Here is a 24,173-nt window from a genome sequence, read left to right as displayed (position 1 = left end):
GTCTCGCAGAACTCGCTTCGCTCAAACAGCTGCGAGCCCTGATCCGCGAAACGCGAGCACCGCAGGTTGCCCGAAGCGAAGCGTAGGGACGCAGACAGTAGGGTCGCCTTTCTTTTGCCTACGTTTCTTTGGCGAAGCAAAGAAAAGTAGGTCGCCTGCCGGGGCGAGACCCGGCCTCGGGAAGCAAACCCAAAACGGCGTTCACCTAGCAGGAGCAGGTCAATGACCGACAACGCCCTTCCCCCGGAAGACGACCGCACCCGAGTCGTCTCACGCACGCCCACAACCGAAGCTGACACAGGCGGGGCCACAGTCATCACAGCCGGCGGCTTCACCACAGCCTCAGGCACCCCGGTAACAAGTCCCGCCACAGCCACCCACGACGCAGGCCTCCTCCCCGTAGGCAGCCGCCTCGCCGAATTCGAAGTCACCCGAGTCGTAGGCCAAGGCGGCTTCGGCGTCGTCTACGAAGCCTGGGACCACACGCTGGAGCGCGTAGTAGCCATCAAGGAATACCTGCCGACATCGCTCTCCACAAGACAGCAGGACGGCACCGTAGTCCCCTTGTCAGAAAGACACAGAGAAACCTTCGACCTGGGCATGCGCAGCTTCATCAACGAAGCCCGCCTCTTGGCCCAGTTCGACCACCCCTCGCTCCTCAAGGTCTACCGCTTCTGGCAAGAAAAGGGCACCACCTACATGGTCATGCCCTTCTACAAGGGCGACACCTTGCGAGAGGCACTCGTAGCCATCCCCGCAGGCGTCGACGAAGCCTGGCTCACCCGCATCATGGACGGCGTCACGCAAGCCCTCGCCGTGATGCACAACGCCCACTGCTACCACCGCGACATCGCCCCCGACAACATCATCCTGCTCGAAGGCTCCGGCCGCCCCGTGGTGCTCGACTTCGGCGCCGCGCGCCGCGTGATCACCGACAAGACCCAGGCGATCACCGTCATCCTCAAGCCCGGCTACGCGCCCATCGAGCAGTACGCCGAGATGCCCGACATGTCACAGGGCGCATGGACCGACGTCTACGCGCTCGCCGCCGTGATGCACGTCGCCGTGTGCGGCCGGGCACCGCCGCCCTCGGTCGCGCGGCTGCTGTCCGACAGCTACGTGCCGCTGGCCGGCAACGACATCCTGCGCCAGCGCTACAGCGACCGGCTGCTCGCGGCGATCGACGCGGGCCTGGGCGTTCGGCCCGAGGCACGGCCGCAGTCGATGGCGGAGCTGCGCGCGGCATTGGGCCTGGAGGTCGGCCACAGCATCGCGCCCACGCCGCGCACCGTGCCGCCCTCGGGTGCTCGAAGCAGTCAGTCGGGTGCCGACGCACCCACCGTGATCGGCACGGCCCACATGCCCAAGCCCGTCGCCGCCAAGGCACCTGTTGCGAACAACAACAAGGGCAGTGGCAGCAACAAGGCCGTCCTCGGCGCCGTCGCCGCCGCCGTGTTGGTCGCCGCAGCGGGCGGTGGATGGTGGTTCCTCGGCCGCTCGGGCAGCGAAGGCGATGCCGGCAAGACGGCGCAAACCGCCACGCCCGCACCCCCGCCGAATCACTGCAATCGCTCGCCGCCGGCGCCGCCCCGGGCTTCGAAGTCACGGCCACGCCGAAGAAGGCCGAGGTCGCCATCGGCAAGGACAAGCTGGCCTTCGAGGTGCGCAGCAAGCGCGACGGTTTCGTCTATGTGTTCCTGCTGTCCAGCGGCGGCGAGATGTTCCTGCTGTTCCCGAACCTGCTCGACAAGTACAACAAGATCACCGCCAACGCCGCGCTGGCGCTGCCGCGCGCCTCCTGGCCGATGGACGCTGGCGGGCCGGCCGGCACCAACCAGTTCGCGGTGCTCGTGAGCGAGCACGAGCGCGACTTCGGCGCCTCGGGCGTGCAGAACGAAGGCGTGTTCCCGCAGTTCCCGCTGCCGGTGCTCGCGGCACTCGAAGCCACGCGCGGCACCGGGCCGTCACCGCTGTTGGGCAAACCGGTGTGCGCGCCGGGCGCCCCGCCGTGCAACGACGTCTATGGCGTCGCGAATTTCAAAATCGTCGAGAAGTAATCGTCTGTAGAGCGTCGGCCGCTTTCGGCCCCCATTCCACGACCACGACCAGGAGACTTTCATGCACACGTCACCGTCGCCGCACTTCGCGCTTCCCCTCTGCCGAACGGCCGCCGTGGTCGCGCTGGTGCTGCTGGCCGCCTGCGCCAACACGCCGCCGTCCGCCACGGGCACGGCCGCCACCGCGCCCACCACGGCCGACCCCGCGACCGCACCGGCCCGTCCCACCGGCGGCAGCGTGGCGGGGCAGGCGCGCACCTTCTCGACCCAGCTCGCCACCTACACCTCGGTCGGCTTCGACGCCGTGCCGGGCTGGGCGCGCGACGACTTCTCGGAAAGCTGGCCGGCCTTCCTGGGCAGCTGCAAGGTGCTCAACGGCCGCGGCGCCGAGTGGAAAGAGGTGTGCGAGCGCGCGCTGAAGGTCGACGGCAAGAGCACGCAGGCCATTCGCGGCTTCTTCGAGAGCGAGTTCTCGGCCTACCAGATCCGCGACGACGACCGCAAGCCCGACGGCGTGGTCACCGGCTACTTCGAGCCCGAGATCGCGGGCAGCCGCACCTACGTCGCGCCGTTCATCTACCCGGTCTACGGCCAGCCCGAGGACATGCTGTTCGTCGATGCGCGCAAGCTCCCGGCCGGCAGCGGCACGGTGGCCGCGAAGGTCGAGGGCCGCAACGTGATCGTGCAAAGCGGCCTGAGCACGCGCGACATGGGCGCACCGGGCCTGTACGCGCTCGACCTTTCCGCCATCACCCGCGACACGCTCGACCGCAAGGTGCGCCTGCGCATCGACGGCAAGCGACTGCTGCCGTACTACACGCGCGAAGAGATCGAGACCAAGGGCGCGCCCAACGCCAAGGTGCTGGCCTTCGTGAGCAGCGCCACGGCGCTGTACGAGATGCAGATCCAGGGCTCGGGCCGCATCAAGCTGCCCAGCGGCGAAGTCGTGCGCGTGGCGTATGCCGAGCAGAACGGCCAGCCCTTCCGCCCGACCATCGCGCAGGCCGCCAACGGCAAGCCGCGCAGCGCCGTGAAGGTGCGCGGCGGCTCGCTCGAGCTGACGCTGGACGACGGCGACGACGAAGACACGGGCGCCATCGACAACAGCGTGATCCGCACGCGCGGCTTCACGCTGGCACGGCCCACGGCCAGCGGCGCGGTGGTGGTGCCGGGCCGGCGCACGGCCGGCGCGGTGACCGGCTCCGGCATCAAGGACCCGAGCTACGTGTTCTTCAAGGAATCGACCTCGCCCGCGGGCGGCCCGGTGGGCGCCTTCGGCGTGCCGCTGTCGGCCGGCCGCTCGATCGCGGTCGATCCGCGCAGCACGCCGCTGGGCTACCCGGTGTTCGTGTCGACGCGCACGCCCGGCAGCGGTGCACCCATGCAGCGCCTGACCATCGCGCAGGACACCGGCGGCGCCATCCGCGGCGCGGTGCGGGCCGACTACTTCTTCGGCAACGGCCAGCAGGCCGCCACCAACGCGCGCCGCATGAAGGAGCGCGGGCAGCTGTGGATCCTGCTGCCGCGCGGCCTGGCCGTCGCGCAGGCGGCGGTGTCGGGTGCGATCCGCACGCGCGGTGGCCCGGTCGGCGCGAATCTTCCGCAGTGCCTCGTTCCGACCGAAGGCGTCTGCGTCGACGACTGACCTCACCTTTCTCGACCCCCTTGGCCCTTCATGCAGGAAACCCTTTCGTCCGCCGAGAGCTCTGAACTCGTCCGCCTCTGGCGGCGCCGGCAGACGCTGTCCTCGGACGACATGGGCACCATGTACCGCATCGTGGGCGATGCGCTCGTGGCCTGCAATCCGCCCGAGCTGCAGGTGCTGGGCGAGGGGCGGCAGGAGCTGGTGGCGCAGTTCATCTACGTGAAGGTGCTGCGGCTCGATGCCGACCCCGACGAGTCGGAAGAGCGCGCCGGCCACAGCGCGCCTTCCACCGCTTTCGCACTGTGCGCGTACTTCCGCCGCTACCTCATCGACTGCACGCGCGCCAGTTCGTTTCGCCGCAAGGTCTCCATCGGCGACCAGATCACCGAAGCCCAGCTCGAAGACGAGCTCGGCCCGGGCGAAGACCTCGACGGTTGCCTGGCCGAGCACGGCCTCAGCGCGCAGGCCGTGCAGCTGGCGGCGCGCGCTTTCATCGCCGGGCTGCCCGAGCCCGAGCGCATCTTGCTGTGCGAAGGTTTCGGGCAGGAGGCCGAGGGCGGGCTGTCGGGCGTGGCCTCGCGCCATGCGATCGCCTCGTACCACTACCGCGCCGGCCGGCTGGGCCTCGTGCACAAGCGCGAAGGGCTGGGCGCCGGCTATGCGCAGACCCGCATCGGCAGCTGGATCGGCCAGACCCTGGGTATCGCCATCGAGGCCGACAACATGGCGGCGATCCTGCAGGTTTTCAAAATCCTCGGGGCTGAAGCGTCTTATGTCTGAAGACATAGCCATTCAGGAACAGACGCCATGACCACCGACCTCTGGCCCCCGCTCAGCGTGATCCGCCATGCGTTCGAAACCGGCGCGCCGCCCGGCGATGCCGCGCCGGACGCTGCACCCGTCGCGATGCCGCATGGCCGCAGCGCGGGCGCGTCCGGGGCGTCGGACCTGTTGCTCCCTTTGACCGAATTGGCCCGGCGCCGCGAGGCTGTCGCCCGGCGCGCCTTCACCGCGCGCTGGGCGCCGGGCCGCCTCGTGAGCGTGGTGCACGACGGGCGCCTGCTCGGCGTGCTGCTCGACCGCTGCATCCACGGCGACCTCTGGCAGGGCTGGATGGCCGCGGGCGAGCCCGACTGGGCCGGCCCCTTCGACGTGCTGCTGGAGCCCGACGACGAGCCCTTCGAGCCGATGTTCGGCGTGGTCCAGGCCTGGAACGTGCTCACGCTCGAACCCAGCCCGCAGCTGGCCGCGCGCGTGCTCGGCGAGGTGTCGGCCACGCGGCTCGCCGCGATCCGTGCGGTGCACGACGAATGGGCCGCGCACGCGGCGCCCGACATCGCGCCCGAGCCCGGTCGCATCGCGCTGCGCGGCGTGGCCGGCGCGTTCTCGGTGCTCTCGGGCACGCCGCTGGGCCCGCAGGACCCGCGCACCGACTACCAGGCGCTGTACCGCGATGCCGGCCTGCAACTCGGCCGCGCGCTGGCGCAACCGCAGGAGGAGACCCCCGCCGCGCCGCCGCCATCGCCCGCCCGGCCGCTGCCGCGGCCCGAGGACGGCTGGTGGGGCAGCATCCGCCGCTGGTTCGGCGCCGAAGGCTGGGCGCGCCCGGCCTTCGCGGCGGTGGCGCTGTTCGCGGTGATCCAGAACGTGGGACTCATCGGCGGGCGCGGCACCGCCGAAGACGACGACGTGCGCTTCCGCTCGGTGCCCGTGGCACCGGTCGCGGCGCAGGCCAACCTGGTCGTGCGCTGGAACGAGGGCGTGCGCATCGACGAGGCCGATCGCCTGCTGCGCACGATGTCGGCCGAAGTGGTCGGCGGGCCGGGGCCGAACGGCGTCTGGCGCCTGCGCGTGGCCGATCCCGTCGGCGGTTTGTCGGTGCTCGCGACGTCGCCGCTCGTGGCGTCGGCCGGACCGGCCTCGGAGCCACCATGAACTGGCGCGCGTGCAGCCTGCGGTTCCTGCTCGCGCTGGTGGTGTGGGGCGCGGGCGGTGTCGCCGCGCAGGCCGCGCAGCGCGCGCTGCTCGTCGGTGTCTCCGAACTCGTCAACCAACCGCAGGCCCTGTGGCTGCAGGCGCCGCGCAACGACGTGATGCTCATGCGCGACGCCTTGCTGAAGCAGGGCTTCACCGCGCCCGACATTGCCGTGCTCGCCGACGGCGTGCCCGGTGCCGCGCTGCCCGAATCGCAGGCCATCCACGACGCGCTGGCGCGGCTGCTCGCGCAGTCGGCCAGCGGCGACTTCGTGCTGCTGTACTTCTCCGGCCATGGCACGCGCCTGCGCGACGTGGCCAAGCGCTACCAGGAGCCCGACGGCCTGTCCGAGAACTTTCTCGCGCGCGACGTGCGCGGCACGCTCGGCGCCGATGCCGCGCTCAGCGGCGACCTGCGCGACGTCGACTTCGACGCCTGGATCCAGGCCTTCCTCGCGAAGAACGTGTTCGTCGCCTCGGTGTTCGACACCTGCTCCGCCAACTCCATGACGCGCGGCACGGGCGATGCGCCCGCGACCGCCGAGGGCCCGGCGGACGACGAGGTGCGCTGGCGCGGCCTGCGCGCGACGCAGCTTGCGGGCGGTGCGTCGACGGCGCGGTTCTTGTCTCCGCCAGCGACGACCGACGCCGTGCCGCGCGCCCGCTACGTGGCGCTGTTCGCATCCGAGAGCCACCAGATCACGCCCGAGCTGCGCCTGCCGCGCAAGGCGCGCAGCGCCCGGCCGCAGGGCCTCCTGACCTGGGCCGTGGTCGAGTCGCTGGCGCGCAAGCCCGCCACCTGGCGCGACCTGTTCGACGGCGTGCTCGCGCTGTACCCGCCGGTCATCGACGAGCTCGCGCAGCGCTTTCCCACGCGCGAGCTGCCGTCGCCCGTGGCCGAGGGCAACCTCGATGCGCCACTGTTCGCCAACAGCGGCGCGCCTGCGTCCACGCGCCCGGTGTGGGGCGCGCAGCGCAGCGGCGACAGCCTGGCCGTCAAGGCCGGCCTGCTCGACGGCCTGGCGCCGCAGCAGGAGGTGCGCGTGCTCGCCACGCTCGACGACGGCACCGTGCGCCGTGCACCGGCCGCCATCGCGCAGATCAAGCTCGGCGGCGCCTGGCTCGCCGTGCCCGCGGCGCTGAAAGACCTGCCGGGCAGCGCGTTCTGGAGCGTCACGCCCATTGCCGAGCCGGCCGCGACAGCCTTGCGCGTGCGCGCCGACAAGCCGTTGCCCGCCGGCCTGAGCCTCGACTACCCGGCCGCGATCCGCTTGGCCGACGACCCCGCGAGCGCCGACGTGCGCTGGACCGACCTCGGCCCCGCGGGCCATCGCCTCGAAGCGCTCGCACCCGTGTTCGGCACCGCCGCCTCGACCGTCGTGGTGCCCGACGTGGCCGCGCTGCGCCGCCGCCTGCAGGCGATGGCGCAGCTCAAGTGGCTGGCGCAGCTGCAGGCCCATGCCAGGGGTGGCCAGCTCGACGGTTTCGATGCGGCGCTCGAAGTCTGGAGCGCCGACCGGCTGCTGCGCAGCGTGCCCGTCGCCGAGGCCGCGAGCGTGCTGCCTGCGTTGCGGACCGGCGAGCGCGTGCGCCTGAACGTGCGCAATACCAGCGGCCGTTCGCTCGACCTCGTCATCACCGGCATCGACGCGCGCGGCGCGCTGCAGGCCGTGTACCCCGACGGGGCAGGCGAAACCAACCGCTTCAAGCGCGGCACGCCCGAGCAGCCGGCGGTCAAGCGTTTCGACCTGCCCTGGCTCGACGCGGCCGGCGAGGCGCGCCTGCTCGTCATGGCGGTACCGGCCGCGCCCCACAGCGCGCCGCGCCTGTTCGGCGTGGCCACCGCGGCGCAGGCCGACGTATCGGAAGTGCGCGTGCGCGGCGGCCAGCCACCGGCCGCCGGCGGCGAGCGCCAGGTGTTCGCGGCCTTGCTGCGCAGGAGCGCTGGCACGGCAGACGGTGGTGCGCGGCCATGAGGCAGGTGCGCGTGGTCCCGGTCCAGTTTTCTTTGTCCGAATCCGGAGGTTGACATGGCATTTCTCGAAGACGGCTCCTGGAGCCCCGAAGACGCACGGCAGTTCTACGAACTGATCGGCACCGGCTCGGCCGAGACCGACCTGGTCATGATGATCGAGAGCAAGGGCTCGCCCGTCGAGGGCGAACTCGAACGCGTCTTCGACGACGGCAAGGCGCGCCTGAACATCGGCGGCTACTACTGGTCGGTGCAGGTGCCCGAGTCGTCTGCGCAGAACCAGGTCGTGCCCCACAACCTGGTCGTCGCGCGCCGCAGCGACGCGGCCACGGCCACGCTCGCCAGCCTGCTGCGCGCGCAGGAAAAAGACCTGAAGGTCGTCATCAGCGCCTACAAGGCCGGCGGCGATCCGCAGTCGCCCGAGGCGCAGGCGACCTTCGAGATCTCGCTGGAGAACGCGCGCATCTGCCGGCTGGTGCTCAACTCCGGCGGCCACTGGGGCGTGCCCTCGGAGCTGGTCTCCATCAGCTACCGCACGGTGAAGATCAAGTCGGCCCCGCAGAAGACCAGCGGCGCGCGCGGCGCGGTGCGCGAATGCCAGTTCACCCGGACGTGAACCGAAACCTGAATCCGAACGCCTCCAGGAGCACACCGCCATGACGACGACCGCCGCAGACTTCCTCAAGGCCGCCGACCCGGTGGCCGCCCTCAAGGCCCTGAGCGACGACGTGCGCGCCAAGCCCTCCGACCCGAAGCACCGCGTCTTCATGGCGCAGCTCTTGTGCGTGCTCGGGCAGTGGGAGCGCGCGCTCAACCAGCTCACCGTCGCGGCCGAGCTCGACGCGCTCGCCGTGCCCATGAAGCAGGTGTACGGCGAGGCCGTGCGCTGCGAAGGCCTGCGCGCCGACGTGTTCGCCGGCACGCGCACGCCGATGATCTTCGGCCAGCCCGATGAATGGCTGGCACTGCTCATCGAATCGCTGCTGCGGCAAGGCCGCGGCGAGAGCGGGCTGGCCGAAGACCTGCGCCAGCGCGCCTTCGACGGCGCGCCCGCCATTGCCGGCACCATCGACGGCGCCCCCTTCGAATGGCTGGCCGACGCCGACATGCGCCTGGGCCCGGTGCTCGAGGCCTTCGTCAACGGCAAGTACTACTGGATTCCCTACGCGCGCCTGGCGCACATCAAGATCGAGCCGCCCGAAGACCTGCGCGACTGCGTCTGGATGCCCGCGCACCTGCAGTTCGAGAACGGCGGCGAAACGCTGGCGCTGATTCCCACGCGCTACGAAGGCACCGAGGCGCAGGACGACGGCGAGCTGCGCCTGGCGCGCAAGACCGAGTGGCGCGAGCTGCGCCCCGAGGTCTGGGCCGGCTACGGCCAGCGCGTGCTCGGCAGCGACGCGGGCGAGTACGCGCTGATGGACGTGCGCGAGATCCTCTTCACGCCTGCTGCTGAAGGCGGCGAAAGCAGCGGCGGTGGCTGAGCTCACCGCGCAGGAGCGGCTGCAGCCTTCGCTGCTCGACCGCCTCGTCGACCACGCGCCCGACGAGAAGCGCGAGGGCGACGACAAGCGCACGCTCACCAAGCAGGCGCTGCGCCAGGCCGTGCTGCGCGACCTCGGCTGGCTCTTCAATGCCACGGGGCACGGCCTCTCGATGGACGACAAGCAGCACCCGAATGCCGCGCGCTCCGTCATCAACTACGGATTGCCTATGCTGTCTGGCCAGTTCACCTCGTCGGTGCAGCGTGTCAGCATGGAACAGGCTTTGAAGAACGCAATCCTGCAGTTCGAGCCGCGCATTTTGTCCCGCACACTCGAAGTCGAACTCGTCATGGAAGGCCCGGCCCTGGAGTCCCACAACAGCATCGGCCTGCAGATCCGCGGCATGCTGTGGGCGCAGCCCGTACCGCTCGAGTTCCTCATGCGAAGCCGCGTCGATCTGGAAGAGGGCCGCATAGAGATCGTGGACATGGCGCAAAACCCAAGGTAAGTCCACATGGACCCTCGGCTGCTGAGCCTGTACGAGCAGGAGCTGCGCTACTTCCGCGAAAGCGCCTCGGAGTTCGCCCGTGCGTTCCCGAAGATCGCGCACCGGCTGGGCATCGAGGGCCAGGAAGTCGCCGACCCGTACGTGGAGCGGCTGATCGAGGCCACGGCCTTTCTCTCGGCGCGCGTGGGCCTGAAGCTCGACGCCGAATACCCGCGCTTCACGGGCCACCTGCTCGACATCGTCTACCCGCACTTCCTGGCGCCCACGCCGGCGATGACGGTGGTGTCGTTCGTGCCCGACCCGGAAGACGCCAACCTCGCGGCCGGCCCGACGTTGCCGCGCGGCGCCGGCCTGCGCGCGCGCCAGGCCGTGGGGCAGAACACGCACTGCGAGTTCCGCACCGCCGCCGCGCTGCGCATCTGGCCGATCGAGGTGCAGCGCGCCCAGTACTTCACCTACGCGCCCGACCTGCCGCTGAACACCCACCCGCAGTCGCGCGCCATCCGCGGCGGCCTGCGCATCGCATTGCGCGCCACGGCGGGGCTGGACTTCAGCCAGATCGCGCTCGACGACCTGGTGCTGCACTTCGGCGGCGCGGAAGACGTGGCGTGGCAGTTGCATGAATGCGCGCTGGGCCAGCCCATCGGCGTGTGGGTGCGACCGCTCACGGCCGGCGGCGCCTTGCAGGGCGCGGTGCGCAGCCTGCCGGGCAGTGCCATCGGCGCGGTCGGCTTCGGGGACGACGAGGCGCTGCTGCCGGTCACGGCCACGGGCTTCTCGGGCTTTCGGCTGCTGCAGGAGTACTTCGCGTTCCCGCAGCGCTTCCAGTTCGTGCGCATCGGCGGGCTGCAGGCGCTGCTCGCGACGATGCCGGTGACCGAGCTGGAGATCGTGCTGCTGTTCTCGCGCGGCGATGCGGCGCTCGAGAAGCTGGTGAGCGCCGACAACGTGCAGCTGCACTGCGTGCCCGCCGTCAACCTGTTCACCAAGCGGCTCGACCGCGTGCCCGTGACCGAAGGCGTGAGCCAGTTCCACCTGGTGCCCGACCGCACGCGGCCGCAGGACTTCGAGGTGCACACCGTCACCGAGGTCATCGGCCACGGCGCGCCGGGGGCCGACGCCGCGGTGGTCGAGCAGCCGTTCCGGCCGTTCTACTCGGCCTTCCACGGCAGCCGCAACAGCCACCCGGCCTACTTCACGACCACGCGCGAGCCGCGCATGCTCTCGGTGCGCCAGCGCACCGAAGGCCACCGCAGCAGCCACATCGGCTCCGAGGTCTACATGCAGATCGTCGACCCGCAGCAGGCGCCGTATGCGGCCACGCTGCGCCAGCTCGCCGTGACCGCGCTGTGCACCAACCGCGACCTGCCGCTTCTGATGCCGCTGGGCCGCGACAACGACTTCGACTGCGTCGATTCCTTTCCCGTGCAGCGCGTGCGCATGGTGCGCGGGCCGTCGCGGCCGGTGTCGCCGGTGGTGAGCCAGGGGCTGGGCTGGCGCGTCATCGATCACCTGGCGCTCAATTACCTGTCGCTGTCCGACAGCACGCCGGAGCAGGGCGCCGCCGCGCTGCGCGAGACGCTCATGCTCTACGCCGTGCATGCCGACGAGATGCGCCAGGGCCAGGTGCGCGGGCTGCTGTCGGTCAAGAGCAAGCCCGTGGCGCGGCGCCTGCCGCTCGCGGGCCCGATCGCCTTCGGACGCGGGCTCGAGGTGACGCTCGAGGTCGACAAGGACGCCTTCCACGGCCACAGCGCCTTCCTGTTCGGTGCCGTGCTGGCGCAGTTTCTCGCGCGCCATGTCGAGGTGAACCACTTCGTCGAAACCGTGCTGCGCGTCGCGGGCAAGGGCGAAGCCATGCGCTGGAGGCCGCTGTGCGGGACACGCCAGATTCTGTGAGCACGCGGGTGGACCAGGCGCTGCGCGGGTGGTCGGCGCAGCCGTGGGACTTCGACTACTTCGCCGTGATGCGGCGCATCGAGTCCGTCGCGAAGACCACGCCGCGCTGGGGCCGAGCCCTGCTGCCCAGTGCCGAGCCGGTGCGCGTGGGGCAGGAGCCCTCGCTGTCGTTCGCGCCCGCCAGCTTCAGCCGTTTCGAGCCCGCCACCGCGCATTCGCCGCCGCGCCTGCGCCAGCACTTCTTCGGCTACATCGGCCCCAACGGCCCGTTGCCGGTGCACCTGAGCGACTTCATCCGCGAGCGCAGCCTGAACCACGGCGACCCGACCTGGCTGGCCTTTCTCGACACCTTCTCGCACCGCTTCTCGCTGCACTTCTACCGCGCGTGGGCGCAGTCGCGGCCCGCCGTGGCACTCGATCGGCCGGGCGAAGACCGCTTTCGCCTGCAGGTCGGCGCGCTGGTCGGCATCGGCACGCCGGGGCGCATCGACCGCGACGAGATCCACGACGACGCGCGCCTGCACTTCTCGGGCTGGCTCGCGCGCCGCGTGCACAACGCGGAAAGCGTGGAGTCGGTGCTGTGCAGCTACTTCGGCGTGCCGGTGAAGCTGGAGCGCTGGGTCGGCCACTGGATGCGCGTGCCCACGGACGAGGTCACGCGGCTGGGGCAGGGCGAGAGTTCGCGCGCGATGGGCATGGGCGCGATGCTCGGCACGCGCGCGTGGGACCGCCAGCACCGCGTGCGCCTGCACCTGGGGCCGCTCACGGTCGACCAGTACCGCATGTTCCTTCCCATCGGAAACGCGCAGCCCGTGCTGCAGCGCTGGATGCAGCAGCTGCTCGGCGACACCCTCGAATGGGATGCGCAGCTGGTGCTCGAGAAAGTACAGGTGCCGCCCACGCGCCTGGGCCAGGCCCGGGGCAACGGCCCGCGCCTGGGCTGGGTCTCGTGGCTCGGCGAACGCCCGCGCACGCGCGATGCGGCCGACGTGCGCATTGCCAGCCAGCCGACGAGGGCGCGCCTGCCGAAGCAGTCCGCCTCTTTTCAATAAACCCATCTTCATTCGTTCAGAAGAGATACGGAGTCCTCCATGAGTGAAATCAGCCGCACCGCCCTCTTCGGCAAACTCAACTCGCTGGCCTACAAGGCCATCGAGGGCGCCACCGTCTTCTGCAAGATGCGCGGCAATCCGTACGTGGAGCTGGAGCACTGGTTCGCCCAGCTGCTGCAGGCGCAGGATTCCGACCTGCACCGCGTGATCCAGCACTACGGCCTCGATGTGTCGGTGATCGCCAAGGACATGACGGCCGCGCTCGACCGCCTGCCGCGCGGCGCCACCGCCATCAGCGATTTCTCGCCGCACATCGAGAACGCCATCGAGCGCGCCTGGACCTACGCCACCCTGCAGTTCGGCGAGGCGCAGGTGCGCACCGGCTACATCCTGGTGGGCATGCTCAAGACGCAGAGCCTGCGCAACCCGCTGTTCGGCCTGTCGAAGCAGTTCGAGAAGATCAAGGTCGAAGACCTGGCCGACAACTTCCCCAAGATTTGCGACGCCTCGCCCGAAGCGCAGATGCGCGCCCAGGACGGCACCGGCATGGGCAGCGGCGCACCCGGCGAAGACTCGGGCGCCATGGCGCCGGCCGCCATGGGCAAGGGCGATGCCCTCAAGAAATTTGCTGTCGACCTCACGGAGAAAGCCAAGAAGGGAGAGATGGATCCGGTGACCGGGCGGGACGAGGAAATCCGCCAGATCGTCGACATCCTCATGCGCCGCCGCCAGAACAACCCGCTGCTGACGGGTGAGGCGGGTGTGGGCAAGACCGCGGTGGTGGAAGGCTTCGCGCAGCGCCTGGCGCGCGGCGATGTGCCGCCGCAGTTGAAGGACGTGAAGCTGCTCACGCTCGACATCGGCCTCTTGCAAGCGGGCGCGAGCATGAAGGGCGAGTTCGAGCAGCGCCTGCGCCAGGTGATCGACGAGGTGCAGAGCTCGCCGACGCCCATCATTCTTTTCATCGACGAGATCCACACGCTGGTGGGCGCGGGCGGCGCGGCCGGCACCGGCGATGCGGCCAACCTGCTGAAGCCTGCACTGGCGCGCGGCAACCTGCGCACCATCGGCGCCACCACCTGGGCCGAGTACAAGAAGTACATCGAGAAAGACCCGGCGCTCACGCGGCGCTTCCAGGTCGTGCAGGTGCCCGAGCCCGACGAGACCAAGGCGATCTTGATGCTGCGCGGCGTGGCCAGCGTGCTCGAGAAGCACCACCGCGTGCAGCTGCTCGACGAGGCGATCGAGGCGGCCGTGAAGCTGTCGCACCGCTACATTCCCGCGCGCCAGCTGCCTGACAAGGCCGTGAGCTTGCTGGACACCGCTTGCGCGCGCGTGGCCGTGTCGCAGCATGCGACGCCGCCCGAGGTGGAAGACTGCATGCGCCGCATCGAGGGACTCACGGTCGAGCAGGAGATCATCGGCCGCGAAGAAGCCATCGGCATCGACGTGACCAAGCGCGCCGCGCTGGTGGCCACGCTGCTGGCCGAATCGAAGGTGCAGCTCGAAGCGCTGAATGCGCGCTGGCAGGAAGAGAAGGGGCTGGTCGATCGCCTGCTCGAACTGCGCAGCAAGCTGCGCGCGGGCAACAAGCCGGTCGACGAACCGGCGGCCGGTGAGCCCGCCGCCGAGGCCGCCCCCGACCGCGCCACGCTGCTGGCCGAGCTGCACGAACTGCAGGCGAAGATCCATGCGGTGCAGGGCGAGTCGCCGCTCATCCTGCCGTCGGTCGACGAACAGGCCGTGGCCTCGGTGGTCGCCGACTGGACCGGCATTCCCGTCGGCCGCATGGTCAAGAACGAAGTGGAGGCGGTGCTCAAGCTCGCGGACACGCTGAACCAGCGCGTCATCGGCCAGAAGCACGGCCTGGAGATGATCGCGCGCCGCATCCAGACCTCGCGCGCACGGCTGGACAACCCGCAAAAGCCCATCGGCGTCTTCATGCTCTGCGGCACCTCGGGCGTGGGCAAGACAGAGACCGCGCTCGCGTTGGCCGAGGCGCTGTACGGCGGCGAGCAGAACATCATCACCATCAACATGAGCGAGTTCCAGGAGGCGCACACCGTCTCCACGCTCAAGGGTGCGCCTCCGGGCTACGTGGGCTACGGCGAGGGCGGCATCCTGACCGAGGCGGTGCGCCGCCGGCCCTACAGCGTGGTGCTGCTCGACGAAGTGGAAAAGGCCCACCCCGACGTGCACGAGATCTTCTTCCAGGTCTTCGACAAGGGCTGGATGGAAGACGGCGAGGGCCGCATGATCGATTTCAAGAACACGATCATCCTGCTCACCACCAACGCCGGCAGCGAGCTCGTGATGAGCATGTGCCGCGATCCTGAGTTGCTGCCCGATTCGAACGCGCTGGCCGATGCGCTGAAGGCGCCGCTCATGAAGGTGTTCCCGCCCGCGCTGCTGGGCCGCATCGTCACCATTCCCTACTACCCGCTGTCGCCCGAGATGATGAAGAAGATCGTGCGGCTGCAGCTGGGCCGCATCAAGAAGCGCGTGGAGACCAACCACGGCGTGCCCTTCGAATACACCGAGGCGGTGATCGAGCAGGTGGTCGCGCGCTGCCAGGACCCGGAGTCGGGCGGGCGCGTGATCGACGCGATCCTCACCAACACCGTGCTGCCCACCATTTCGGTCGAGTACCTGCAACGCCTGGCCTCCGGCGGCGAGATCCGCCGCGTGGCGCTCGACGTGAAGGACGCCGACTTCACCTACGCGTTCGACTGAGCTCCCCGCAGCGCGACGCCCCACTTCCGAGAGACCCAAGATGGCCGACCACGAGTTCCGCATCGAGAGCGATTCGCCCGCCAAGGACGACCTGATGTTCTGGCGCATCGTCGGGCACGAGGCGCTGGCGCGCCCCGCGGCCTACGAGCTCACCGTGCTGTCCAGGAACAAGGACCTCGCCGCCAAGGACATCCTGGGCCACGCCTTCGACGTGGTCATCGAGTTCAAGGACGCCGACGGCGGTGCGCACGAGCGGCATTGCCAGGGCCACGCGGTGCGCTTCGTGCGCGCGGGCCACGTCGGGCGGCACTACGAGTACCGCATCGCGCTGCGCTCGTGGTTCTGGCTGCTCACCAAGCGCGCCAACTCGCGCATCCACCAGGAAAAGAAAGTGCTCGAGGTGCTCGACGCGGTGTTCGAGGACAGCCCGATCAAGCGCTTCAAGAAGACCAAGGCCACCAACGTCATCGGCACGCACAACCCGCGCCGCTACTGCGTGCAGCACCAGGAGAGCGACTACCAGTTCCTGTCGCGCCTGCTGGAGGACGAGGGCATCTACTACTGGTTCGACGCGCACGACGCGCCCGGCACCATGCACCTGTCGGACGCCAGCGACCTGGCGCACGACAAGCTGCCCGCGACCGACACGCTGCGCCACATGGCGGTCCACGCGGCCGAGCCGCGCTTCAACGAGATCTCGCGCTGGGTCAGCGCGCGGCAGTTCGACACCGGCAAGCATTCGTCGCGCGACAGCGACTTCAAGGCCATCAAGAAGAAGCTGGGCGCCGACATCGACAGCTCCGACCAGCACGAGCTCGCCGAGTTCGAGATGTTCGAGTTTCCCGGCGGCTACTTCAGCGGCGACGACGCCGAGACGCGCGCCAAGCTGCGCGGCGACGAACTCAACGCGCGCCGCGACCGCCACTGGGCGCTCACGCCGTGGCCCGACGTCGCGGCCGGGCGCAGCTTCAAGTTCGAGGACGACCCCGACGGAACGCGCAACGGCGACTACGTGATCGCCGCCTGCACCTTCATCGCCAGCCACCGCGGCTACGAGGGCGTGAGCGCCAGCGCGCCGGCCCAGCCCGTGCAGCGCGCGCTGGCCGAGGTGCTGCGCGACGACGCCGTGAACGCCGACACTCTGCCGGTGCTGGAAGAGCTGATCGCCGCCACGCCCGCGCTGGCCGCCGCGCAGACCGGCAGCAGCCTCTTCCTGCTCACCGTGATGCCGGTCGACCGGCCGTTCCGCGCGCCGCGCCTCACGCCGCGCGTGACCATGCCCGGCCCGCAGACGGCGATCGTGGTCGGCCCCAAGGACGACGAGCTGCACGTGGACGACCACGGCCGCGTGAAGGTGCACTTTCACTGGGACCGTTACGACGAGAGCAACGAGAAGTCGACCTGCTGGGTGCGCGTGTCGCAGCCCTGGGGCGGCAAGGGCTGGGGCGGCTACTTCGCGCCGCGCATCGGCCAGGAGGTGATCGTCGACTTCCTCAACGGGGACCCCGACCGCCCGGTGATCGTGGGCCGGGTCTACAACGACGACCAGCCCATTCCGTACAAGTCGCCCACGCAGAGCGGCTTCCGGACCCGGTCCACGCCGGGCGGCGGCGTGAACAACTACAACGAGATCATGTTCGAGGACAAGAAGGGCGAGGAGAACATCAACATCCACGCCGAGAAGAACATGAGCCGCAGCGTGGAGCTGGACGACTCCACCACGGTGGACCGCGACCAGACCGTGACCGTGAAGCGCGACCAGACCTCCACGGTCGTGCGGGACCGCAAGACGACGGTGGAGAACAACGACACCACGATCATCCAGAAGTTCCAGAAGCTCACGGTCGGCAAGAACCAGGACAACCATGTGGTGGGCTACCAGACCACGAATGTCGACATCGACCATGCGTTGCTGGTGAAGGGCCATCACAAGATCCAGTCCGACGGCAACCGCACCGACATCACGGGCGGCAACGAGACGCGCACGGTCACGGGCACGCAGACCGTCACGGTGAAGGGCGGGGTGAAGTACAAGGCCCCGACCATGCTTTTCGAGGCCGGGCACATGGAGTTCAAGGTGACCGGCGGCAACTCGATGAAGATCGATGCCAATGCCGCACCGTATGCCGCGGCGTTCCAGAAGTACACGCTGGTGAGCAACACCGAGCTCAACATGGTGGCCATCGGCAACATTAACACCGTGTCGGTGGGCTCGAACACCACGGTGCTCGGCCCCAACACCAGCGGCTACATCGGCAACAACACCGACTTCAATCTCGGCGTCGCCCGCTCGACCTTCATGGGGCTGAGCATGGACAACGCGCTGGGCATCGCGATGTCGAACTTCCTCGGGTTGAAGGTCGACAACACCTTGGCCATCAGCATGGAATCGGTGGCCGGCCTCAAGATCGAGCGGGACGGCACCTCGGTGCGGCAGGCCCCGCTGCATTCGATCATGCCGGGCGCCGGGGCCGGGGCGGGCACCGCCGCGACGGGCGCCATGGCCACCGCCGGGACGGTGGGGGCAGTCGCGAGCCTTGCGTACGGTGCCGTTTCCATGATCAGCGGCGCGGCGTCCCTGGGTTCCCAGTACGCCGACGCGAGGAAGTTGATGAACGAAATTCTCTCGAGCAGCGACATCGACCGCATCCCCGGCATGCGCGGACGGCTGGAGCGCATGCGCAATCTGGTGAGCACCAATCTCAACGACGGCGCCCTCACGGTCGCGACGGTGGGCACCGGCGGCGCGGTGCTGGCACTGCTGGGCATGATCCCCGGCGTCGACGCCGTGGGCAGCGAACGCGGCGCCGGCGAGCTGCTCGGCCGCGATGACGCCGGCAACCCCACCCATCCCAACGGCTGATCGGGAAGAAGGCCAGCGCGCGAATCATCATGCAAGTCGTCAAACCCCAGGCTGTCTGCCTGAGCACCCGGCCGATCGAGTACCGCAAGCGCTTCGGCCTGTGCGTGACGGCCATGCTGCACGTGCCGTTCGAGCAGGCCGAGGGCGGCACGCTGTGGGGCGAGCAGTCGGCCTGGAACTTCATCGGACGCGAGATGGCGGTGCCGCTGGTCGACGAGGGCGTGGCCAAGCTCACGCCCGAGTTCCTCGTGCACGGCCAAGCCTTTCCTCCCGCTGAAAGCCCGAGCGCCTGCGCGGTGCGCGCGCGGCTGGGCAGCCGCAGCAAGACCCTGCTCGTCTTCGGCGATCGCCACTGGGAGGGCACGAAGGCCAGTGCGCCGCTGCCGTTCGACGCGATGCCCATCGACGCCACGCATGCCTACGGGGGCGCCGCGGTGCCGGCCAACCCCGAGGGCATCGGCGCGGTGCCCGAAGGCGGGTTCCATCGGCTGCCCAACATCGAGCGGCCCGATCAGCCCCTGCGCGATCCGGCACAGCCCGTGGCGCCCGCCGGCTTCGGCCTGCGGGGGCCGATGCATCCGGAGCGCGCGCGTTTTCGCGGCACCTACGACGCGGACTACCTCAAGGCGCATGCGCCGGGCTTCGCGCCCGACCTGGACTGGCGCTATTTCAATCTCGCCCCCGAGGACCAGTGGTTCGACGCCCCGTTGCGCGGCGACGAGCCTTTCCAGTTCGATCACATGCATCCGCAGAAGCCGCGGCTCGAAGGCCGGCTGCCCGGCCTGCGTGCGCGTGTGTTCGCCGACTACCGAGCCGTCGGCGCCGCCGAGCCGCGCCTGCGCGAAGTGCCGCTGCGCCTGACGACGGTCTGGTTCTTTCCGCATGCCGAGCGGGCGCTGCTGCTGTTCCAGGGGCTGGCCGAGGTGGCCACCGACGACGGCTCCGACGTGCACGGGCTGCTCGGCGCCGTCGAGCGCGTCGATGCGTCGCGGCCCGACACCCACTACCTCGATGCGCTGGCGCGACGCGCCGACCCGCGATGGGGCGGGGTCGAATGCCTGGACGACAGCGACCTGCTGCCCGAGGGGCTGGACGCGGTGGACCCCGAGGCCGAGCGGGCCGCCGAGGCCTTCGCGAGCCAGGGCCTGCAGGCGCAGGCGCAGTACCGCCGCGCCGAGATCGACGTGGCCCTCGCGCGGGAAGAGGTGCGCGCCAGCGGCCGCGACCCAGATGCCATGGGCATCGTCATGCCGTCGCGCGAAGCGCCCCCAGCGCCGGCGCAGCGCGTGGCCCACCTGAAGCAGAAGCTGCAGGAGGCCGAAGCGCAGAAGCTGGCGGCCGTCGACGATGCGCTCGATGCCCTCGAGCAGGCGGTGGCGGCACGCAAGGCGAACCCGGCCATGAAGCCCATCGAGCATCGGGGGCCGCCGCTCTTCAATGCAGACGTGGCGCTGGCGCAGCTCCAGGGCGCGAACGCCGGCGCGACCGGTGCGTTCGACCTCGCGGCCGTGCATGGCCAGTTGCTGCAGCAGGAAGCGATGGAGCGGCTTGGCTATCTGCAGGGCGCGCACGCGCAGCAGCCCGCACCCGCGATGCAGGCGGCGCAGGCCCAGACACTGAAGGACGGCATGAAGCAGGCACTGGCCGGCGGACTGCGGTTCTTCGGCGGCATGGACTTCACCGGCGCCGACTTCTCGGGGTTGGACCTGCGCGATGTCAACTTCGCCGGCGCGTGGCTCGAGAGCGTGGACTTCGGAAAAGCCAACGTGTCGGGCGCGAACTTCACGGCGGCGGTGCTGGCGCATGCGAACCTCGACGGCGCGATCGGCATCCGGGCCATCCTTCAGGGCGCCAACCTGGGTTGCACGCGCTGGCAAGGCGCGGTGTTCGACGAGGCCGATTTCAGCGCGACGCAGCTGTCGCATGCCGACCTGGGGGGGCTCTCGCTGCGACGCGCCAAGATGAAGGGCGCCATGCTGATCGGCACGCGCTGGGACGGCACCGATGCGCACGGGCTGCAGGCGCCCGAGCAGCTTTTCTACCGGCTGTCGCTGCCGGGTCTCTCGCTCGCCGAGGCCGATCTCGTGGGCTGCCAGTTCGTCGAATGCGACCTCACGGAGGCCGACTTCCGCGAAGCCCACCTGGCCCAGGCCAACCTGATCACCTGCAAGCTGACCGGCGCCCGCTTTGGCGGTGCACGCGGCACGGGCATGGTGTTCGCCCAGCACTGCGACCTGGCCGACGCGGATTTTTCCGGGGCGCGGATGCAGGGTGCCAACTTCGGCGCTGCGGACATGTCGCGCGCGCGGCTGCTCGGCAGCGTGCTCGACGGCGCCAACCTGTGCGAGGCCCGGCTGCCCGACAGCGACTGGCGGCTGGCTTCGGCCAAGGGCGCGTTGCTGCGCCGGACCGTGCTGCGGGGCGCCAGGCTGGCGGGCGTGAACTTCAGCGAGGCGATCCTGCAGCACGCCGACCTGCGCGGCTGCGACTTGCGCAACAGCAACCTGTTCGCTGCCGACCTGTCGCGCGCCCGGCTCGACGGCGACGTGCGCTTCGATGGGGCCCTGCTGCAGCGCGCGCGCACATGGCCGCGGCTCACGCCCGAGCAGCAGGCCGCAGGCGCATGAGGAGGACGGCGCCATGATGAACACCACCACGCTGACCCTGGCCGTGCTGCTCGGCGAGTCGATTGCCGGGCTCGACCTGTCGGGCGGTCATTTCTCGAATGCACAGCTGGCGGGGGGGCTGTTCGACCGGGTGAACTTCGCCAAGGCCGATCTGCGCGGGGCCGACCTGCGCGAGGTCGTGTTCAACCAGTGCGACCTGCGCGGCGCGCTGCTGGGCGGGGCGCGGCTGCAGCGCGCCGTGTTCAACCAGTGCCTGATGGACCACGTCGACCTGCACGGAGCCGGCCTGCACGCGGCCGTGTTCAGCGAATGCCAGGCGCCGCATGCGAACCTGTCGGATGCCGACCTGAGCATGCTCGCCTGCACCAAGACCCGCCTCGATCACGCGATGTTGCGCGGTGCGCTGCTGGACGCCTGCGTGCTGACCGAGAGCAGCCTGATCGACCTGGGGGCCGAATCGACGCGCTGGACGCACGTGACCGTGGCCGGCTGCGATCTGCGCCATGTGGCGTGGCGCGGCGCCCACCTGCTGCGCGTGGCGTTCTCCACCACGCAGCTGGCCGGCGTGTCGTTCGACGGCGTCGCGCTCGAGAGCTGCCAGTTCGCGAACGCCGACCTGCGCGGTGCCCAGTTCAGCGGGGCGCCGCTGCGCCAGTGCAACTTCCAGGGCGCCACGCTCGACGAGGCGCGCTTCGACCGCACCGACGCGCCCCTGGCCCTGTTCTGCGAAGCCCAAGGAGCCGGCGTCGATTTCTCCAGTGCCGTGCTGACGCAGGCACTGTTCACCGGCGCCAAGCTGCCGCAGGCGAACTTCAGCGGCGCGCGCCTGCACCAGGCGCATTTCGCCGGCGCCGTGCTGGACCGGGCGCGCTTCAACGGCGCGGACCTCACGTACGCCGACCTGCGCCACGCGCACCTGCACCAGGCCGACCTGCGCGGTGCGACCCTCGCGCGCACCTGCCTGCACCGGGCCCTGACCGACGAGGCGCAGATCGAAGATCGCACCCGTGCGATCGAAACCGATCCCGAGCTGGCGCAAGCCGAGGACTGGCGCGCCCTGCCGGCCTGAGACGCTGCCGGCCGATGCCCCTTCTTTCCATTGGAAGCCCTGCCATGACAACCATCGCCCACCACCCCGTCCGCCGCCCCGTCGCCGCCCCGCGCGGCGCCAGGCCGATCGACGCCGAGCCCGTGCCGCCGGCAGGATCGCCCGAGCGCTGCTGGACCGCGCTGCTGGAGGCGGGATGCAACGGCACGCTGTGCGTCCGGCAGGGCGCCGAGGTCACGGCCGTGCGAACGGCCGCAGGCTGCCTGCTGGTGCCGGCGGCCGGTGACACCGTGCTGTGCTTCGGCACGGCACCCGGCGACATCTGGGTGCTCTCGGTGCTGGAACGCTGCGCCGGCACGCAGGAACGCGTGCTCCGGTGCAGCGGCGACACGCGCCTCGTGGTGGACGGAGGGCAGCTCGCGCTCGAAGCCGATCAACTGCACCTGGCGTCGCAGCGCCTGGGCGTGCGCGCCGCCACCGCCACCGTGTCGCTCGATTCGACCGAGTTCATCGGCGAACGGGTGCGCATGATCGCCGGCACGGTCAAGCTCGTGGGCAGCCTGCTGAGCACGGTGATGGACCGCGTCAACCACTTCAGCCAGCACTACCTGCGCACGACCAAGGGGCTGGACCGCGTGAATGCGGCCCACATCGAATGCGATGCGACCGAGCTGCTGCACCTGCGCGGCGAGCATGCGCTGATCAACGGCGCCAAGCTCGTGAAGACACGCGGCGCGCAGATCCATTTCGGCTGAGGCAGCACCATGTTCGCCAACTGCCAGATGATGGGAACGGACATGGGGTTTCCCGATGTCTGCATCACGCCCGCCGCGCCCTCGCCGATCCCGGTGCCCTATCCGAACATCGCGATGGGGCCGATGGCCATTCCGAACTGCCCGACGATCCTGTTCATGTGCACGCCGGCCCACAACCTCGGCACGGTCATTCCCATGACCAACGGCGACAACCCGGGCGTGTTGCTGGGGGTGGCGTCCGGCACGGTCATGGGGCCCAGCCGCCATCTGACAGGCGCCTTCACGGTGCTGCTGAACAGCATGCCCGCCACGCGCCTGACCAGCACCTCGCTGCAGAACAGCACCAACTGCCCCGGCGTGCGCACCGTGCCGAGCCAGACGCTGGTGCTCCTGCTGGCGCCCTGAGGTGCATGCCGTGCGCACCTTGGCACCACCGCGCTGCTACGGCATACCTCTTCCGGCGAGATTGCCAACCCGCCCCCCGGAATGAATACTCCTTTGGACTTCGCCCGCGCACGCGCGGGCCGTGTTCGGGCGTAACCGCCCCGGGGGCCGACTCATGATCCATATCGCTGTCATCACACGGCAAGGCGCCCCGGCAGGGCCGGCCATTGCCGCCGATTTCGGTCCCAGCGGGGGCACGATCGGGCGTGCCGACACCAACACGCTGGTGCTCGACGACCCCGACCGCACCGTCTCGCGCGTGCACGCGCAGGTGCTGTGCCGCGACGGGCAGTACTTCATCGTCGATCGCGGCAGCAACGCGATGCAATGCAATGGCGTGTCGCTGGGCGCGGGCAAGGAAGCGATGCTGACCGACGGCGCGCGGCTCGTCATCGGGAGCTTCGAACTCTCGGTGCGCGTGATGGCCGCTGCGGCGGCATCCCGCGCACCGGTCATCCCCAACACCGTGATGTCGGCGCCCGTCGCCGCGCCTGCCGCCAGCAGCGACGATCCGTTCGCCGACCTGCTCGCAGGGCTGGGATCGCCGGCCGCTCCCGCGCCGGCGCCTGCTGCGGCCCGTGCCGCCGCCGCGCCCGCCGAGTCGCTGCTCTTTCCCGATCCCATGGCCAGCGGCTCGCGCAATGCGCAGGCCGACCAGGTCGACCCGTTCGCGAACCTGCTCGGCCCCACGCCGTCGGCCGCACCCTCCGCCGGGCTCGGCGCGCTCGACGATTTTTCCGATCTCGGCGCGCCGCCCGCGCACGGCAAGGCCGCGAGCATCGACGACCTGTTCGGCGGTTCGCCGGGCGCCGGTGGCATCGGCGGCGATCCGCTCGCGCTGTCGCCGCTGGCCGATCCGCTGCTGCAGCCCAACACCGCGTCGGACGCCGACCCGCTGGCCGCACTGCAGCGCGCGGCACCCGCCACGCCGGTGCCGCGTTCCGATCATCTGCCGATCGACCAGTTCGGCTTCGAGCCGCCGAAGGCCATCACGCCGCCACCGCCACCGCCACCGCCTCCTGCGCCTGCGCCTGCGCCCGTGGCCCCGCTCGCGAAGTTCGACGACGTGACCGGCCAGCCGATCCGCATCAGCGGGCCGGAGAACGCCGGCC

16 protein-coding genes and 1 pseudogene are annotated in these 24,173 nt (G+C 70.2%); all 17 read left to right on the top strand.

Going from position 1 to position 24,173, the window contains the following annotated elements:
- Nucleotides 1-222: 222 nt before the first annotated feature.
- Nucleotides 223-2,057: pseudogene (locus tag AC3WQR_RS29530) on the top strand (protein kinase domain-containing protein).
- A 61-nt stretch (nucleotides 2,058-2,118) separates the two neighbouring features.
- Complete coding sequence (mltA, locus tag AC3WQR_RS29525; RefSeq protein ID WP_492745522.1) at nucleotides 2,119-3,702, top strand: murein transglycosylase A; 1,584 nt, start codon at nucleotides 2,119-2,121, stop codon at nucleotides 3,700-3,702.
- A gap of 30 nt (nucleotides 3,703-3,732) precedes the next feature.
- Nucleotides 3,733-4,482 (top strand): hypothetical protein, encoded by a 750-nt coding sequence (locus AC3WQR_RS29520; protein WP_062482983.1) that lies wholly within the window; start codon nucleotides 3,733-3,735, stop codon nucleotides 4,480-4,482.
- A gap of 27 nt (nucleotides 4,483-4,509) precedes the next feature.
- The gene (locus AC3WQR_RS29515; protein ID WP_492745520.1) at nucleotides 4,510-5,637 is read left to right on the top strand and encodes a hypothetical protein; all 1,128 of its coding nucleotides are present in this window, start codon (nucleotides 4,510-4,512) and stop codon (nucleotides 5,635-5,637) included.
- Nucleotides 5,634-7,652 carry a caspase family protein gene (locus AC3WQR_RS29510; protein ID WP_492745518.1) on the top strand — a complete coding sequence of 673 codons (2,019 nt, stop codon included), beginning with the start codon at nucleotides 5,634-5,636 and terminating at the stop codon, nucleotides 7,650-7,652. Before AC3WQR_RS29515 ends, AC3WQR_RS29510 begins: the two co-directional genes overlap by 4 nt.
- 54 nt (nucleotides 7,653-7,706) lie before the next feature.
- Nucleotides 7,707-8,264, top strand: a complete 558-nt coding sequence (locus AC3WQR_RS29505) for a type VI secretion system tube protein Hcp (RefSeq protein ID WP_056584544.1) — start codon at nucleotides 7,707-7,709, stop codon at nucleotides 8,262-8,264.
- 40 nt (nucleotides 8,265-8,304) lie between these two features.
- On the top strand, nucleotides 8,305-9,132 hold the full coding sequence (locus AC3WQR_RS29500) for a type VI secretion system accessory protein TagJ (protein ID WP_056584547.1): 828 nt from the start codon (nucleotides 8,305-8,307) through the stop codon (nucleotides 9,130-9,132).
- On the top strand, nucleotides 9,125-9,640 hold the full coding sequence (tssE, locus tag AC3WQR_RS29495; protein ID WP_062481207.1) for a type VI secretion system baseplate subunit TssE: 516 nt from the start codon (nucleotides 9,125-9,127) through the stop codon (nucleotides 9,638-9,640). The genes AC3WQR_RS29500 and tssE overlap by 8 nt, the downstream gene beginning before the upstream one ends.
- Before the next feature lie 6 nt (nucleotides 9,641-9,646).
- Complete coding sequence (gene tssF, locus AC3WQR_RS29490; protein ID WP_492745514.1) at nucleotides 9,647-11,539, top strand: type VI secretion system baseplate subunit TssF; 1,893 nt, start codon at nucleotides 9,647-9,649, stop codon at nucleotides 11,537-11,539.
- Nucleotides 11,536-12,591 (top strand): type VI secretion system baseplate subunit TssG, encoded by a 1,056-nt coding sequence (gene tssG, locus AC3WQR_RS29485; RefSeq protein ID WP_492745512.1) that lies wholly within the window; start codon nucleotides 11,536-11,538, stop codon nucleotides 12,589-12,591. Before tssF ends, tssG begins: the two co-directional genes overlap by 4 nt.
- 39 nt (nucleotides 12,592-12,630) lie before the next feature.
- Nucleotides 12,631-15,324 carry a type VI secretion system ATPase TssH gene (tssH, locus tag AC3WQR_RS29480; RefSeq protein WP_492745510.1) on the top strand — a complete coding sequence of 898 codons (2,694 nt, stop codon included), beginning with the start codon at nucleotides 12,631-12,633 and terminating at the stop codon, nucleotides 15,322-15,324.
- A gap of 40 nt (nucleotides 15,325-15,364) precedes the next feature.
- Nucleotides 15,365-18,187 carry a type VI secretion system Vgr family protein gene (locus AC3WQR_RS29475; RefSeq protein WP_492745508.1) on the top strand — a complete coding sequence of 941 codons (2,823 nt, stop codon included), beginning with the start codon at nucleotides 15,365-15,367 and terminating at the stop codon, nucleotides 18,185-18,187.
- A gap of 29 nt (nucleotides 18,188-18,216) precedes the next feature.
- Nucleotides 18,217-20,814: a DUF2169 family type VI secretion system accessory protein gene (locus AC3WQR_RS29470; RefSeq protein WP_492745506.1), complete on the top strand. Its 2,598-nt coding sequence runs from the start codon at nucleotides 18,217-18,219 to the stop codon at nucleotides 20,812-20,814.
- 13 nt (nucleotides 20,815-20,827) lie between these two features.
- On the top strand, nucleotides 20,828-21,883 hold the full coding sequence (locus tag AC3WQR_RS29465) for a pentapeptide repeat-containing protein (RefSeq protein ID WP_492745504.1): 1,056 nt from the start codon (nucleotides 20,828-20,830) through the stop codon (nucleotides 21,881-21,883).
- Nucleotides 21,884-21,927: 44 nt separating this feature from the next.
- Nucleotides 21,928-22,617 carry a DUF3540 domain-containing protein gene (locus AC3WQR_RS29460; RefSeq protein ID WP_492687341.1) on the top strand — a complete coding sequence of 230 codons (690 nt, stop codon included), beginning with the start codon at nucleotides 21,928-21,930 and terminating at the stop codon, nucleotides 22,615-22,617.
- 9 nt (nucleotides 22,618-22,626) lie between these two features.
- Nucleotides 22,627-23,022, top strand: coding sequence for a DUF4150 domain-containing protein (locus tag AC3WQR_RS29455; protein WP_056584565.1), 396 nt, complete (start codon nucleotides 22,627-22,629; stop codon nucleotides 23,020-23,022).
- A 154-nt stretch (nucleotides 23,023-23,176) separates the two neighbouring features.
- Nucleotides 23,177-24,173, top strand: a 997-nt coding sequence (locus AC3WQR_RS29450; protein ID WP_492745502.1) for an FHA domain-containing protein, incomplete at its 3' end; no start/stop codon positions are given.

The sequence above is a fragment of the Variovorax sp. FW305-3-2-15-B-LB1 genome, from assembly GCF_058787635.1.
The sequence above is the reverse complement of the archived record's forward strand: the minus strand, read 5'-3'. Positions and strand labels throughout refer to the sequence as shown.

Bases quoted from the DNA above. Each gene is read 5' to 3' on its own strand.
- mltA (WP_492745522.1), top strand. From the start codon at position 2,119: ATGCACACGTCACCGTCGCCGCACTTCGCGCTTCCCCTCTGCCGAACG.
- AC3WQR_RS29520 (WP_062482983.1), top strand. From the start codon at position 3,733: ATGCAGGAAACCCTTTCGTCCGCCGAGAGCTCTGAACTCGTCCGCCTC.
- AC3WQR_RS29515 (WP_492745520.1), top strand. From the start codon at position 4,510: ATGACCACCGACCTCTGGCCCCCGCTCAGCGTGATCCGCCATGCGTTC.
- AC3WQR_RS29510 (WP_492745518.1), top strand. From the start codon at position 5,634: ATGAACTGGCGCGCGTGCAGCCTGCGGTTCCTGCTCGCGCTGGTGGTG.
- AC3WQR_RS29505 (WP_056584544.1), top strand. From the start codon at position 7,707: ATGGCATTTCTCGAAGACGGCTCCTGGAGCCCCGAAGACGCACGGCAG.
- AC3WQR_RS29500 (WP_056584547.1), top strand. From the start codon at position 8,305: ATGACGACGACCGCCGCAGACTTCCTCAAGGCCGCCGACCCGGTGGCC.
- tssF (WP_492745514.1), top strand. From the start codon at position 9,647: ATGGACCCTCGGCTGCTGAGCCTGTACGAGCAGGAGCTGCGCTACTTC.
- tssH (WP_492745510.1), top strand. From the start codon at position 12,631: ATGAGTGAAATCAGCCGCACCGCCCTCTTCGGCAAACTCAACTCGCTG.
- AC3WQR_RS29475 (WP_492745508.1), top strand. From the start codon at position 15,365: ATGGCCGACCACGAGTTCCGCATCGAGAGCGATTCGCCCGCCAAGGAC.
- AC3WQR_RS29470 (WP_492745506.1), top strand. From the start codon at position 18,217: ATGCAAGTCGTCAAACCCCAGGCTGTCTGCCTGAGCACCCGGCCGATC.
- AC3WQR_RS29465 (WP_492745504.1), top strand. From the start codon at position 20,828: ATGATGAACACCACCACGCTGACCCTGGCCGTGCTGCTCGGCGAGTCG.
- AC3WQR_RS29460 (WP_492687341.1), top strand. From the start codon at position 21,928: ATGACAACCATCGCCCACCACCCCGTCCGCCGCCCCGTCGCCGCCCCG.
- AC3WQR_RS29455 (WP_056584565.1), top strand. From the start codon at position 22,627: ATGTTCGCCAACTGCCAGATGATGGGAACGGACATGGGGTTTCCCGAT.